14 protein-coding genes are annotated in these 14,217 nt (G+C 42.6%); 8 read left to right on the top strand and 6 right to left on the bottom strand.

The features are described 5' to 3' along the window. Positions 1 to 13: 13 nt before the first annotated feature. Positions 14 to 1,408, bottom strand: coding sequence for an extracellular solute-binding protein (locus tag MHH56_RS22240; RefSeq protein ID WP_339203866.1), 1,395 nt, complete (start codon positions 1,406 to 1,408; stop codon positions 14 to 16). A 53-nt stretch (positions 1,409 to 1,461) separates the two neighbouring features. On the opposite strand from MHH56_RS22240, the gene MHH56_RS22235 reads away from it, so the two are divergent. The 4 genes from MHH56_RS22235 (at position 1,462) to MHH56_RS22220 (ending at position 6,613) form a co-directional block, all read left to right on the top strand. Continuing rightward, a complete protein-coding gene (locus tag MHH56_RS22235; RefSeq protein ID WP_339203865.1) occupies positions 1,462 to 1,644 on the top strand; it encodes a hypothetical protein in 183 nt (60 codons plus the stop codon). Between the two features lie 26 nt (positions 1,645 to 1,670). Beyond that, positions 1,671 to 3,452 (top strand): histidine kinase, encoded by a 1,782-nt coding sequence (locus MHH56_RS22230; RefSeq protein WP_339203864.1) that lies wholly within the window; start codon positions 1,671 to 1,673, stop codon positions 3,450 to 3,452. Between the two features lie 121 nt (positions 3,453 to 3,573). Next, a complete protein-coding gene (locus MHH56_RS22225) occupies positions 3,574 to 4,899 on the top strand; it encodes an extracellular solute-binding protein (protein ID WP_339203863.1) in 1,326 nt (441 codons plus the stop codon). Between the two features lie 28 nt (positions 4,900 to 4,927). Further along, positions 4,928 to 6,613 carry a helix-turn-helix domain-containing protein gene (locus tag MHH56_RS22220; RefSeq protein ID WP_339203862.1) on the top strand — a complete coding sequence of 562 codons (1,686 nt, stop codon included), beginning with the start codon at positions 4,928 to 4,930 and terminating at the stop codon, positions 6,611 to 6,613. 84 nt (positions 6,614 to 6,697) lie between these two features. Here the strand turns inward: MHH56_RS22220 and MHH56_RS22215 are convergent, their stop codons facing one another. After that, positions 6,698 to 7,597, bottom strand: a complete 900-nt coding sequence (locus MHH56_RS22215; RefSeq protein ID WP_339209702.1) for an SDR family oxidoreductase — start codon at positions 7,595 to 7,597, stop codon at positions 6,698 to 6,700. 120 nt (positions 7,598 to 7,717) lie between these two features. Between MHH56_RS22215 and MHH56_RS22210 the strand changes: the two genes are divergently transcribed. Together MHH56_RS22210 and MHH56_RS22205 are read left to right on the top strand one after the other, a co-directional pair. Continuing rightward, positions 7,718 to 8,452 (top strand): helix-turn-helix domain-containing protein, encoded by a 735-nt coding sequence (locus tag MHH56_RS22210; protein WP_339203861.1) that lies wholly within the window; start codon positions 7,718 to 7,720, stop codon positions 8,450 to 8,452. 204 nt (positions 8,453 to 8,656) lie between these two features. After that, positions 8,657 to 9,400: an SDR family oxidoreductase gene (locus MHH56_RS22205; protein ID WP_339203860.1), complete on the top strand. Its 744-nt coding sequence runs from the start codon at positions 8,657 to 8,659 to the stop codon at positions 9,398 to 9,400. Positions 9,401 to 9,461: 61 nt separating this feature from the next. Here MHH56_RS22205 and MHH56_RS22200 read toward each other — a convergent pair whose 3' ends face one another. The 3 genes from MHH56_RS22200 to MHH56_RS22190 form a co-directional block, all read right to left on the bottom strand. Continuing rightward, positions 9,462 to 10,118 carry a hypothetical protein gene (locus tag MHH56_RS22200; protein ID WP_339203859.1) on the bottom strand — a complete coding sequence of 219 codons (657 nt, stop codon included), beginning with the start codon at positions 10,116 to 10,118 and terminating at the stop codon, positions 9,462 to 9,464. Positions 10,119 to 10,314: 196 nt separating this feature from the next. Beyond that, positions 10,315 to 10,785, bottom strand: a complete 471-nt coding sequence (locus tag MHH56_RS22195) for a YciI family protein (protein ID WP_339203858.1) — start codon at positions 10,783 to 10,785, stop codon at positions 10,315 to 10,317. A 134-nt stretch (positions 10,786 to 10,919) separates the two neighbouring features. Beyond that, positions 10,920 to 11,732, bottom strand: a complete 813-nt coding sequence (locus MHH56_RS22190) for an alpha/beta hydrolase (RefSeq protein ID WP_339203857.1) — start codon at positions 11,730 to 11,732, stop codon at positions 10,920 to 10,922. 302 nt (positions 11,733 to 12,034) lie between these two features. Here MHH56_RS22190 and MHH56_RS22185 point away from each other — a divergent pair, with 302 nt between their 5' ends. Together MHH56_RS22185 and MHH56_RS22180 are read left to right on the top strand one after the other, a co-directional pair. Next, a complete protein-coding gene (locus tag MHH56_RS22185) occupies positions 12,035 to 12,949 on the top strand; it encodes a GNAT family N-acetyltransferase (protein ID WP_339203856.1) in 915 nt (304 codons plus the stop codon). 24 nt (positions 12,950 to 12,973) lie between these two features. Next, entirely contained in the window at positions 12,974 to 13,420 is a 447-nt protein-coding gene (locus tag MHH56_RS22180) for a GNAT family N-acetyltransferase (protein ID WP_339203855.1), read from the top strand. Positions 13,421 to 13,482: 62 nt separating this feature from the next. On the opposite strand, the gene MHH56_RS22175 is transcribed toward MHH56_RS22180, so the two are convergent. Beyond that, the gene (locus MHH56_RS22175; RefSeq protein ID WP_339203854.1) at positions 13,483 to 14,202 is read right to left on the bottom strand and encodes an ankyrin repeat domain-containing protein; all 720 of its coding nucleotides are present in this window, start codon (positions 14,200 to 14,202) and stop codon (positions 13,483 to 13,485) included. Positions 14,203 to 14,217: the final 15 nt, after the last annotated feature.

Here is a 14,217-nt window from a genome sequence, read left to right as displayed (position 1 = left end):
TATTTAATTAACGTTATTTTGTGCCATAAAACTTTTTGGCTTCTGCACTCATTTTGTTGACGTATGCGTCTGCCGTTAATTTACCAGCGGCAAGCTCCATAAATACGGGTACGATTACGCCTTTGGAGAAGTCAGCGGAGTTGTTGATTCCGTAGCCCCATGGCGCATTGACCTTAGCGTTGTTAATTGCTGTTTCTGCTTCAGCGAGTGCTGCAGGCCATTCTGTATCGATAGAAACGGGAATAGCTTGAGCTTGCTTCACCATTTCAGCTTGTGTTTTTTGGCTTACCAGGTATTTAACCAATTCGATAGCAGCTTCTTTATTGCTGCTGTTTTTGTTCAGCATAAGAGCTTGTGCGCCAAATGTCAGCTCATTCTGGCCTTTTCCGTTGCCGTTAGGCACAGTTGGGAATTGGAAGGAGCCCCATTTGAAATCAGGACCTGCTGTTGCAGAAACTTCATTCGGAAGCCAAGTGCCGTTCAGATAAGCTGCGGATTGACCGAATACGAGATCCTGCTGTGCAGCTGGGTATTTACTGCCTGCAAGCTTAGAAGAGAAGTAACCTTTCTCTTTCATCATGACCATATCTTTGGCGAATTGAAGGATGATCGGATCCTTCCACATCTCGCCTGTTTTGTCATTCACAAGTGCATCGACCCATTCATTGCCCATTGCGCTGCTGAGGTATCCGCCGATGAACAAATCACGGTATGCATCATCAAATGTAATCGGAGCAACGCCAGATTTTTTAATCAGCTCACAATATTCCATAAACTGCTCCCATGAGCTAGGCGGAGTCGTAATTCCTGCTTTCTCAAACACTTCTTTGTTGTAGAAAAATAGTACAGCGAACGGCTGCTGCGGAATCGCATAGTGGCCTTCTTCAAGTCCTGCTGTTACTGATAAAGATTTTGTCCAATCCATTAAGCTTGGCATAAGTGAATCTTGCAATGATTTTCCTTCCATGCCTACAGATGGTGTAGCCAAATATTCATCCAGCTTCAGCAAATGGTCCTTAACGATCGCCATCGTAACGGAAGGATCATCCTCGAATATATCGATTTGTTCGCCGCCGTCGAGTGCTGGTTTAATCAGCTTTCTAATATCCCGTCCTGTAAACTTCAGATCGACGGTAACTTTTGGATTAGCAGCTTTAAATTCATCGACTGCCACTTTAATCACTTTTGCTTGCGGTTCGGTGTCGCTCCACATGGACCAGAAGACGACTTTGCCTTCAAGGCCGGCAGCATCAGGACTTGGCTCGGCAGCAGAAGTGGGCTCGGTTGTTGCAGCAGGAGCGGGAGACTCGGTAACCTCCGGGTTGTTGCTCTTCGAGTTTGAGCACCCGACGGCTAAAAAGATCATCATTACTGTTAATAAAATCGAAAATATTTTGTTTCTTTGCATTGTTGACTCCTCCTTTTTTTGGTAAGTATACCGCTGGGTATGCAACCGGGTACATGACCATTTTTGAACTGAATCCGTCATATTTTGTACTCAATTTATATTTGGTTATAGCTGATAAGGAAGCGGTTACAGCAAACAGCGAGCGGGTGCACTACTTTATTAATAGAAAGGAAACTGATTTTGCCAAAATGAATATTGACAGCGATGAGCTTGAGGTGGTTATATACGAGGAGTAAGCCTAACATCTAATCAAGGAGCCAATATGCAAAAAAACTTGCGCATGTCTACCATATTAAAACTATTTTTTATTTCTGTTGTTATCGTACCTGTCTTTTTAATATGCTCCGTTATATTGAACATTTACGAACGGGATATTCTCGAACAAAACACTGGGCGCTCGCTGCAAATATCGAAAGCGCTTTCATATTCGGTGAGTCAGGAAATTAACCGAATGTCTGGTCTGTTTGCTTCGATTGGCGTAGATCAGGATGTCATTTTTACCATATTTGATATTAATCGTTTGAGCGGCATCGAGAAGCAGAAGGCTGCCAATAAGCTGAAAATAATGATCGAGAAGTACACCGCATCGGTCTCTGGCCGTGTGCTCTCTGTTAACTTTTTTTTTGATAACGGAAAATCATATTCTTATTTGAAAAACATGATGATGGATGACTCTGCTGTACGCGAGCAAGATTGGTACCGTGACATAATTAGCAAGCCTGATGTCATACGGTTTCAAGGCATGCTTCCCAACGCTCTTTATGGGAATTACAATCCGTACATGATGGCCGCTGCGCTCTCTCCAAGCACGACTAATCGAATGTCCAAAATGGAATTGATCCTATTTACATTTGAAAGCGGAACTTTCGATCATATTTTGCAGTCACGCGATAATTCTGAATCAGTTCTGCATATTGTAAGCGGCAAAGGTCAAATCATCGCTTCAAATACAGTTATTGATAGAGGAAGCCACGTTGTGAAGAATTGGTCGAAAGAAATAAGCCGCGGGGTAGAAGGGTCCTTCGTGGATGACTCAGAGGATAATAAGAAATTAATAACATATGCAAAAGTAGACAATACAGATTGGTACATTGTTCAAATTATTCCATTCGCAGATTTGCTCGCCAATTACCGGAATGTAAATTCGTTTGTATGGTTTCTCGCTATTTTGATCATTTTAGCGTTTGTGCTCGTTTCCTTCTATTTCGTTTCCAATGTGACCAAGCCGATTCGTGTGCTGCTCCACCAAATGGTTCGTGTAACGGGTGGAGATTTAAATGCGAAATTTACAGGCTCAGGCAGCTTGGAGATGGTGAGGCTGGGCCATTCTTTTAATCTGATGACCGAACAGGTTCGCCAGTTAATAAGCCAGCGTGAGAAGCAGGAGGTCGAAAAGCGTAAAGCTGAATTTGCCGCGCTGCAGTCGCAAATTAATCCGCATTTTCTAATCAACACGTTAAACGCAATTAAATTTATGGCTTTTATAAGCAAAGCGGACAATATCCGCAACATGACTCACTCGTTGACACAGCTTTTAGCATCCTCTTTTAACCGCGGAGGGCTTCTAACTACGATAGCGGACGAAGTCGACCATTTGAAGCATTATTTGTACATAATGGAGATACGTTTCGGCAGGCCCATCCAAATGGAATGGAACATTGATCCTGAGGTTACAGGACATTATCTGTTAAAGCTATTGCTGCAGCCTATATTGGAAAATAGCATCATTCATGGTCTGAAGGATATTGATTACCCTGGAATTATCACAATCACAATCGTAAAGGAGGATAAAAATTTACTCATTACGATCGCAGACAATGGGATGGGAATAACGTCAGACGTAATTGATCAGCTTGAAGACAGAACGGCCTCCTATACGTTTAGCGGAATGGGTAATCGAAATGTACATCGACGGATACAACTGCACTACGGCTTGCAATATGGATTACGATACGAGTCTAATCTGCCGCAGGGAACAAAGGTTAGCATTCGATTGCCTTTGATTAATGAACCGGATGAGGAAATGGCTGATTTTTCAGCATAAATGATCATGTTTGAACTAAAAATGTCATCTTTTCTATCCATAAACGCTGTATAATAAATGCCATATACTTGAAAGCGCAATCATTTCTTTGCGGGTTCAGGTTTTGCTGGGAGAAGTGGAAATGAAATTTAACAAAAATATTGTCTCAGTCTTAGTCGTTACTTTGATATCGGTAGGCTTGCTTGCAGGATGGATTGGAATGTTTAAGGCTGATACCAATGACACGATTTATTCTTTGGTTGTTAATGCACCACAGAAACAAACCTCCAATCAAAATCAGCCGGTAAAAATGAAATTTGGAATATGGGAATCGAAGACGGATATCGAATTTTGGACGGAGAAGGTGAAGGAATATTCGGCTCTCAAACCAAATGTAACCGTGGAAGTAGAGACGATTCCAGATAATAGCGGCCAATATTTAAAGGTGCGTCTGACGGCAAATGATTTGCCTGACCTATTTTATTTGAAACCGGGTCATTTGCCTATTTATAAAAATTCATTGCTGTCTCTTAATCAATTGCAAGCAACGAGCAGAAATAAATACCCAGCTGAAATAGAGGGGGAAACACTTGGCTTGCCTCTCATATCCTTCTCTGAGTATGTGTATTATCGACCAAGTATTTTTGAAGAGGTAGGCGTTAGTGTTCCGCAAACCTTAGGACAATTTATGGATATACTGAATCAAATTAAATTGCACGGCAAATATATTCCGATTGCTATCGGGGGCAAAGATGATTGGACCTTCTATCCATTTATTGAATTTGGACCGCCAATCTTTGCGAAGGACGAGAACTATTTGGCTAATATATCAAACGAATTGAGACCATTCGGAGAAGGCTCAGCCTTTGGCAAAGCAGCCGATATGCTCAAGACGATCGCGGAAAATAAATTAGCTGGTCCCAACGCGCTCGAAATTGGCTTTGATCAGGCGAAACAATTGTTTCAGTCCGGAGAAGCGGCAATGATCGCACTCGGTCAATGGTATTACTCGGATCATGTGGCAAAAGTGAGCAATGATGAGGATATAGGTGCTTTTGCACTGCCGTGGAGGGAAACGACCAAAGAACCGCTGCTTTCTGTAACGATGCCGGACCAGTATATGGCGATTAACAAAAACTCCAAAAACAAAGAAGAAGCGATACAATTTCTTGAATGGGTATTCAGCCCTGAGGTTTATCAGGCTTTTATTAACAACTCACAAAGCTCATCGACGTTAACGGATGTTCAGTCCATACTTCCCTTTTTTAATGAGGAGAATAGAGAGCATCCATTTGTACCTTTTATGTATTCCGCGTTAGATGAGAAATTTGTACAAGTGAAAAACGCAGCGCAGTATGACGAGAAAAAGCTGGCACAAGAAATTTTTGCAGGCGAGTCAGCAGCAGGCATTCAGAACAAGATAAATGAAAACTGGAGCAAAGCGGTCCAATATGTTCAGCATAATTAAAGCCTATCGATGTATGAGGGGGAGTAAGATGCCGAAATACCAAGCTTTTATCGTGGATGACGAGCCTTTAGCCAGATTAGCGCTTCGGGAATATATCGCTTTAACTTCAACAGATATTGAAATTGTAGGAGAGGCTGGCGACGGAGAAGAAGCATTGCATCTTCTAAAGGATCGTCAGGATATCGACATCATCTTCGCAGATATAAAGATGCCGCGCATGAATGGTGTGGAGCTTCTTGCCGCACTTAGAGAAGTGTCGTTCGAACGCCCGCCGCTTATTATTATGCTTAGTGCATATGGCGACTATGGCTATGTAAGAGACTCATTTGTGCTTGGGGCGTTTGATTATATGCTAAAGGCGAAATTGGATGAACAATATATTGCGCCAGTGCTGAATAAGACAGTGGAGGAATTGAATAGGCGACAGCGGAGCAAGGCTGCGGAACCTGAATTGTCTGCCCTGGATGAAGACGAAATCGTTTGTTCCATGCTCCATCAGCTGTCCGTGTCAGATGGATTGAGCTCATCTGATTGTGAACTGGATGAACAGTTGAAATTAGGATTGAATATCGTTCGGAAACAGTTGGGCGAGAAAAATCAAAAGGTAGCCTTTATTAGACTATCTCAAGTGGTTCACTTCGAGCATACGAAGCAAATTATTATGCAAACCATTAGAACCGTGACGAACACGGATAGAAATGAAGGAATATGCCGCGTTTGTCGTCATGATGAACGGAACTATATCCTGTATTTCACCTTCCCTGAGCAATGCAGTGCGATGGCTATTCGAAGTTTGACCCAAGCCGTCTTAACGGATGTGAAAATAAGGCTGCGGCAGTTTTTGAATCTTCATTTATCGATCGGCATCAGTGACTCTGCGAATGGAGTCATGCAGTGGAATCGTTTGTTCCGTCAAGCTGAACGGCTTTCCCTTCTTAGTTACTATCAAGGATATGACCACTTGATTTATCCAGAAGCCGAACGATCAATGGGTGCAGAGAAGGACAATTGGAAAGAAGCATGGGCGCCATTTAAGCTCGAGCTGCTGCAAGCGCTAAAAGATGCTGACCCTATGCGATGGAAACAGTCCATTCAGCACGGATTCAAGCTGCTGCTTGAATACTTTCCATCCTCGCCTGAGCCTATCAAAAAAGCACTCAGCGATTTGATCTGGGAAACGGGCACGCTGATGCATGAGCGAGGAATGTCGTGGGATAAGCTGCATGAAAGATTTCCTCAACCGGTTGAGCATGTCCGGAGTATAGAGACATGGGATGAGACCATGGAATGGCTGCAATTATTTCTTGATGCATTGCATGATAAGCTGCATCCTAAGCTCGACAAAACAGCTGCTTGGCTGAGCCCTGTTGTAGCGAAAGCTAAAGCGATATTAGATAATCATTTTAATGAAGATTTGCATTTGTCTACGATTTGCGCCATGGTCGGTGTGAGCGACAGTTATCTTAGCAAACAGTTTGCGAAAGAAATCGGTATTAATTTTATCAACTATTTAACCAATTTAAGAATTGAAAAAGCGAAAGAAGGACTAGAGAACGGGTTGAAAATTTACGATGTAGCGGAAAGTGTAGGGTATGTTAATCCTGAGCATTTCAGCCGAATTTTCAAGAAGGTGACGGGACTTAGTCCAGTAACCTATCGCAAGAAATGTGAGAAACGTCCCATGACGGCTTCCTATTATTTAAAGCATTCATAAATGCTAAGGGGTTGCTTCTCAAGTAGCTTAATCTACTTGAGGAGCAACCCCTTATTTTGTGAAAAGGTAAGAAGGCAGTGAAGACTAAGTTTCTGTCATGATTCCGCCATTGACATGCAATACCTGACCTGTAACGAATGATGAATCGTCTGAAGCTAAATAAATGTAGGTTGGAGCGAGCTCGAATGGCTGCCCTGCACGTTTCATTGGCGTATTGGCGCCAAATGTTTGCACATATTCAGCTGGATAGCTGGAGACGGTCAGAGGTGTCCATATCGGACCCGGTGCAACTGCATTAACACGTATCCCGCAATTAACGAGCTGCAGCGATAACGAACGGGTAAAAGATACGACTGCCCCTTTTGTTGAAGAATAATCGACCAGAAGCGGGGCACCTGCATATGCAGTTACGGACGCTGTGCTGATGATGGTGCTGCCTGGATGAAGATATGCAAGCGCGGCTTTCGTCAAATAGAAATGAGGAAAAATATTGGTCCGATAAGTATCTTCCAGCTGCTCATTCGATATGTCCAAAATACTCGTCTGAGGAAACTGGACTCCTTGGTTAAGCACCAAGCAATTGATTTTTCCATAATGCTCGAGTGTTATTCTGATGATTTCTGTGGAGAGCTCTGGCCTGCGGAGATCACCTTCAATTAGCAGGCAGCGACCACCGTATTGCGCTACCATTTGCTGAGTTGCAAGCGCGTCTTGACGTTCGTACAAATAAACGATAACGACATCAGCACCCTCTTTGGCGAAGCCAATGGCAACAGCTCGGCCAATTCCGCTGTCTCCTCCAGTAATGATCGCTACTTTGCCGGACAGCTTTCCACTTCCTTTATATGCGGGATTGTCGGAAATCGGTAGCGGGTTCATTTTGTATTCAAGGCCAGGCTGCCTGTCTTGATGCTGGGGCGGAAAGGTTAGGGGTTCCTGTTTGCACTTTGTTTCGTAGCCATAATAGGGATAAAACGGAATCATCATGATATCCTCCATTTGAGTTCATTGCAATAGGGTATTCACCCAGCAACTAAAACGCAACTCTTAGTTAGTTTGCATATTGGAGGGGATTGTCTTTAGTTCTAAGGCGGAAAAGCGATTATGCTTGACTTTAAAATGGATTGTTTTTATAATCTAACCAGTTGGTTACTTTTGAAATGGATGGAGTTTATTAAGATGGCTGTTCAGAAGAAAAGGACTTATGATGCTGCACGAAGCAAAGAGATTATTCTTGATGCAGCCGAGCAATTATTTGCCGAGCAAGGTTATTCCGCAGCGCGAATTGACGCGATTGCAAGCGCAGCAGGATATAATAAAAGTCTTATTTATCAGTATTTTCACGATAAGCTTGGGCTTTATACAGAAGTAGTGAAACGAGCGGAACAATCGGGGAATAAAATGCTGGAGGATTTAGCTGGAAATTTGATGTTGGACGAGACGGCTACGTCTGATGCTGTGAAGTTTAAGCAATTACTTGAAAAGGTTATAGATATTTCATTTCAAATTCTTTCTGACAATCCCCGGTACTTAAAAATATATGCTTGGGAGGCAGCAGAGGGATGGAAAACATGGGGCAGTATATCCAATCCTCCCGATGATGTTTCTCCATTTTATGAGATTGCGCTAGCTGCTAAGAACAACGGTATCATCCGGCAAGATTTGGAGCCGATTATGGTTCCAATCTTAATGATGAATGCGGTTATTCCGTTCTTGCAAACATTCGAAAGGCTTAATGATAAAAGAGATGAGATAACGTGGACAATGTCACAGGATGCTTTTAGAGAACAGGTTAAAAAGTTAGTCATATATGGAGTTATGGAGCCGAGCCGCCTTTAGTTTGATAAGGCGGATTTCTTTTAAATAATTTATAAATAACTAGTTAGTTTTAAAAATATAAACTTTTAGAAATCTCCCGTTAGCTTAAGAGGGTGGTGATGCTTAAAGAAAATTTAAAAATCTGGAGCTGCTTAGCATGCTTTTATTGGTACGTGTGATCGAAGAGGTTGAAACGATAAATGAACGAAAAGGAGAATGACAGGTATGAGATTTGAGCAAAAAGTGGTAATTGTTACAGGGGGAGCAAGCGGCATCGGAGCTGTGACAGCACGATTATTCGCGGAAGAGGGCGCAAAGGTTGTTATAGCAGATTACTCTGAGCAAGGGTTATTATTTTCGAATCAATGCAATGAAAATGGACTGGATACCTATTTTATAAAAACAGATGTAACCCAAGAAAATGAAGTTATCCAGATGGTAGAACAGACCGTTAAGCGATATGGCAAGCTTAATATAATGTACGCTAACGCTGGAATAGCAAAGGATGCACCTGCAGATCAGTTAAGCTTTGAGGATTGGAAGCATACGCTCGATATTAACTTATCAGGTGTTTTTCTTTGCAACAAATATGCAATCAAGCAAATGCTGTTGCAAGGAGATGGCGGTGCGATTGTTAACTGTGGTTCCATCCATAGCCATGTAGGTAAAGCAAGAGTTACCGCATACGCAGCTGCAAAAGGCGGTGTCAAGCTGCTTACAAAGTCTACAGCGATAGCGTATGCTGCTAGAGGTATCCGTATAAACGCCGTTTGCCCAGGTTATATTGATACTCCATTAATTGCGGAATTGAGTGAAGAAGCAAAAAAATATTTAACAGGATTACATCCAATAGGCAGATTAGGCAAACCAGAAGAGGTGGCGAAAGCCGTTCTATTTCTAGCTAGCGATGATGCATCTTTTATTACGGGAACCAGTCTGATGGTTGATGGTGGATACACAGCAGAATAAGCAGCCAGTATAGAAATCCGCTAGCGAAAGTTTACGCTTTCTAAGCTTTCGCTAGCAGGCATTAAGCATTGATATGCGGTGTTTTATTGATCGTATGTTTGTGAACGGTTTTAATTGAAAGCCTATAAACAAGTAGGATATAAGCAATGTCCAGTACAAGGATCAGAACATACATGATAAACAATAATAGAGATTGCGGAAAGAGCGAGAAGCAGAGGATCGAGGCGAATAAGGTACCTATCATTTTGAAATAAGCGATAGACAGGGATTGTCCCTTCAAATCTTTGATCATCAGCATTCGGATGAAGAGAATCGACATGAGCAGATTGATGCCAAAAGCCGAATATATGCCCATCTTATCATGGAATTCAACCGCCATACCATAATGCAGCAGAAAAGCGATAACAAGCAGCGCAAACACAGATGCGTGAATAACGCGTTTTGGATAGGTGCCTTTGGAATAGTAGAGGGATTGCAGTAAAATAATGCAGTCAAGCAGGAACCAAATTAAGGTCGCGAGTTGCTGAAGCGGGTGGAACGGCATAATAAAGGTAAATAGAAATTCCCAAGTAATATTTGCACATATGCAAGCGAGCGGCATTCCACAGGCTTGATCCTTAAATCCTTTGTAAATAACGAGAATATAGACGATCGTCCAAAATAGTGCTATCCCAAACATGAGACGAAACTCTACTTTTAAAGGCAACAGATGCTCCATATAACGACAATCGCATCCTTTCTAATATAATTCGCTCAACTAGTACAGGCATCCAACTTGTCTATCTATATGAAATTAGTATGTCCTGTAGACCCTTGAACGAAAAAAGGACAAAAATTGTTATGCCGAGTCAAAAGTAATCCAGGCTATTGTTAGTTGGAAAAATGAAAAAGGAGATCGACAAGGATCTCCTTTCTCAAAACTTAGCGGTTTTAACAATAGCGTGGTGAAGAAACGCATTCTTCTGCTCGACAACTTGTTTACGAAGCTCCATTTCCTTTGCAAGGGTTTCGGGATTGTTCATTAAGTCTTCTGCCTCGAATACTTGCCTTAGCTCAATTACGCCTTGGCCAAATCCATGGGGATCCGGGAAACGAAGCGCCCATTCAACAGCTTCCTCTCTGGATTTGACCTCAATCAACGTGTAACCGGCAATTAATTCTTTGGCTTCCGTAAACGGCCCGTCTATCACCTTCGGCTTGCCGCCGGGTTCCGGATAAGAAATCCGAATGCCGCTGGAGCTCGGCAGCAGTCCATCTGCAGCAAGCAAGGCACCGGCTTTTACCAACTCCTCGTTATACTTCTGCATAGCATTAATGAGCTCCAAACTTGGCATAACCCCAGCCTCTGAATCTGTTGTAGCCTTTACAATCATCATAAATCTCATAGGTGTATTCCTCCTATTTTTTAGTGAAGCTTCTACCGATTGAAGTAAGTCCGATAATTCAGCTTCTACTCATTAGACGAATCAATCATCGTTAGATCGACATCTCATCTACATCTATTCGTTAATATTTATATTTAGTGATTGTTCTTAAAAAAAGCGATAAGCTCCGCAGAAATTCGTTTGGCGTCGAGCTTCTTGGTATGTCCAAGCCCTTTTTTACTAACGAGCTGGGCATGTGGGAGCGCCTTCGCAGTGGCCTGGGCACCCCGCCGCAGTGAAGCTGGACTTTCGGTTCCTTCAATCACCAGTGTTGGCATTGTAACCGTACTCCAAAGCTTGGCAGGAAGTGGTTTTCCATCCATAAAGCCATCCAATAATGCTGCATCGTAAGGGAGCGTATGTGCGACAGCCATAAGATTAGACCAAACGCTTGGCATCATGCGCATCATGGTAACAATGAAGGAGGGGGCTCCCATTCCTTTAGTCATAAAATATTTGATGGCATCGGCACGGTGATTTTGTGCAATCAGCTTCTTGACCTGTTGTGCAAAGTCTTTCGGCGCTTTGCGATCTGCTGCATCGACAACAAATGGCGGCTCATGCAAAGCCAGTTTCGTGATATTAGCTCCATTCGAAGCGGCCTGTAGAGCGAGAACTGCTCCAGATGACAGTCCCCAAACATATGCTGAGCCGCCCGCCTCTTCAATCATCGCCTTAAGGTCATCGATTTCATGGGTTGTGTCATATGGCTGTGTATCGCCGCTATCGCCGCGGCCGCGGCGGTCGTAGTTGAAAACCGTAAAGTGCTCGCTCAATAATCGTGCTAACTGTACTTGTGCGGGGAATTTTCGGTAACTGAAAGCACCTGCTACTAATATGAGTGCTTGCCCTTTACCCATTTTGTCATATGCGATTTTGGTTCCATCTTTAGAAGTTGCGGTATACATTTGATTGCCTCCTTAGAATAAACAGCCTTATGTCTTTATTAAGACGACGAACCGCTGATGGGAATATCGACACCATTTCATAAAAAATTTAAAAATATTTTACTTGCTGTTTAAAAGCAAAAACGAGGGTTATGTAAACTTGTATAAAATGAAGGATTGAAAGGGATTTGCTATCTTAAGCGCAGGATTATTTGTTTATATCTATTTTATCCCTAGTATCTCTGATTTGCAGTAACTATGCTTAAATAGTTGTAGATAGTCAAAGGCGCAACCGAATAGCAGTTTGAGAGGAATGTAAGCAAATGAGAATAGAGTGCAGGCATTATAAAGAAGATGATTTTATCAGGGTTAGAGATTTTCTAAAAAATATATTTGGAAAATGGTCGGTTGGTCATGTGTTTATGCCAGCCCGGTGGGAATATATCGTTTTTCATCCCAATATCGTTCCGCTGAAACAAGCTGGAGTGTTCGAACAAATCGGACTGTGGGAAGAAGATGGAGAAATAGTAGCAGTTGCTCATTTCGAGAGCGAACTAGGCGAGGTATATTTGGATGTAGACCCGAATTATACATTTCTGTATTCGGAAATGATTGAATACGCGGAAGCGAATTTATATGAAATAAAAGAAGATGGCCGGAAAAGTATAGAGTTTCATGTGGATGAGAGCAATGAAGCATTGAAAGCTTTATTAGAAGAAAGAGGATATATACGGGATGTTGCCCTCTATGAGGTTTACTCCGGCAGGTCAATCGTAGACGAGCTCCCTGATCTGAAGCTGCCTGAAGGACTTCTTGTAAGAAATATTCGAAAAAAAGAAGACGATGGACGCAGGCTGCGCGTTTTATGGCGCGGTTTTGATCATGTTGGAGAACCGGATCCCAAAGATTTATGGAATTCATGCTATATGCAGAGTGCACCTGGATATGATCCTTCTATAAATATCGTAATTGAAAATGAAGAAGGGAATTTTGTTGCTTATGCAGGGTTCTGGTATGATCATCTTAGTCGTACAGCCTATATTGAACCTGTTTGTGTAGATCCGGATTACCGGCGTATGGGACTAGCAAGCATTGCACTTACGGAAGGAATGCGGAGATGCAGGCTTTTAGGTGCTGAAAATGTTTATGTCGCATCGGATGTAGGTTTATATAAATCACTTGGATTCTCGCAGGTTAGTATTAGTTATTCCTGGTTAAAACAACTCTCTGACAAATGAGTGAATGAATACGGAGGATGAGTTATGATAAACAAAATTGTTCCCTATCAAGAAAACGATCACGATAAATTAGTGGATATTTGGTTTCAGGCTGTGCGACATACGCACACATTTTTGACAGATGAGGATATTGCATTCTATCATCAGATGCTTCAAAACGGTGCGTTAAAGGAAGTTGAGATTTGGGTAGAGGTAAATGAAAACAAAGTACTGACAGGGTTCATTGGGCTTGATGGAACAAAGATCGAGATGCTTTTCGTACACCCCGATAACCACGGAAGGGGTATAGGCAGTCGATTAATAAAACATGCCGAAGCATTAAAAGGCAGCAGTCTCCAAGTCGATGTCAATGAGCAAAACGAAGGAGCATTCACCTTCTACAAACGATATGGTTTTGTGCAGCAAGGACGCTCTGAACTAGACAGTTCAGGACGACCATTTCCGATACTTCATTTAGTATTAAAGCGTTGAAATAAATATACAAAAGAACAACCCACTCCACGTGGGTTGTTCTTGTATAAATTATCGTTCCGCTATTTCTGTGCACCAGCTTGCTGCAAGGCTTCAATCATTTCTTTAAAACCCCGGTTCTGGGCATGCTTCAGCGGGGTTACGCCTTCTGAATCCGCAATATTTACATTAGCGCCGTGATCGATTAATAATCGCACAATCGCCTGATGATCTGCTCCGCCATCCCCGAGAATAATAGCCTCAAGAAGTGCGGTCCATCCAAGCTGATTCACATGATCGATATTGACGTCGGATGTGGTTAGCAGCTCCCTTACAATCTCAACATGTCCACGATCAGCAGCTGGAATGAGTGCGGTACCGCCAAAGCGATTGGTGATGGTTGTATCTGCGCCGGCAGCTATCGATGCTTGAACGAAGTCCATCAGCCCCTCTGCGCCGGAATAAAGGAGCGGGTTGTCAGAGCGATTGTCTTGAATATTGATATTTGCTCCTTTTTCTATGAAGAGGTTAAACACATCGAGCTGGTTCGTATGCACGGCAATCATTGCAGAGGTTCTGCCTTGATCGTCAGTCGCGTTGATGTCGGCACCTTCGGCTAGCAGCTTAGTTATTGACGCTCGATCTCCTTGTTTTGCTGCTGCTAACAAAGCTTTATTCAACTTGTCCATTTCGTTGTTCACCGATTGGGCTGCATGCTGCTCATCATTTGTTAATTCCTGATCATTATTTTCCTGACAGCCCGAAATGACAAGAGCCAGCATGATTATAATTAATCGCAACATCACACACCCATCCTT

Origin of the sequence: Paenibacillus sp. FSL K6-3182, assembly GCF_037976325.1 — a bacterium.
In the GTDB taxonomy this organism is placed as follows: Bacteria; Bacillota; Bacilli; order Paenibacillales; family Paenibacillaceae; genus Pristimantibacillus.
The sequence above is the reverse complement of the archived record's forward strand: the minus strand, read 5'-3'. Positions and strand labels throughout refer to the sequence as shown.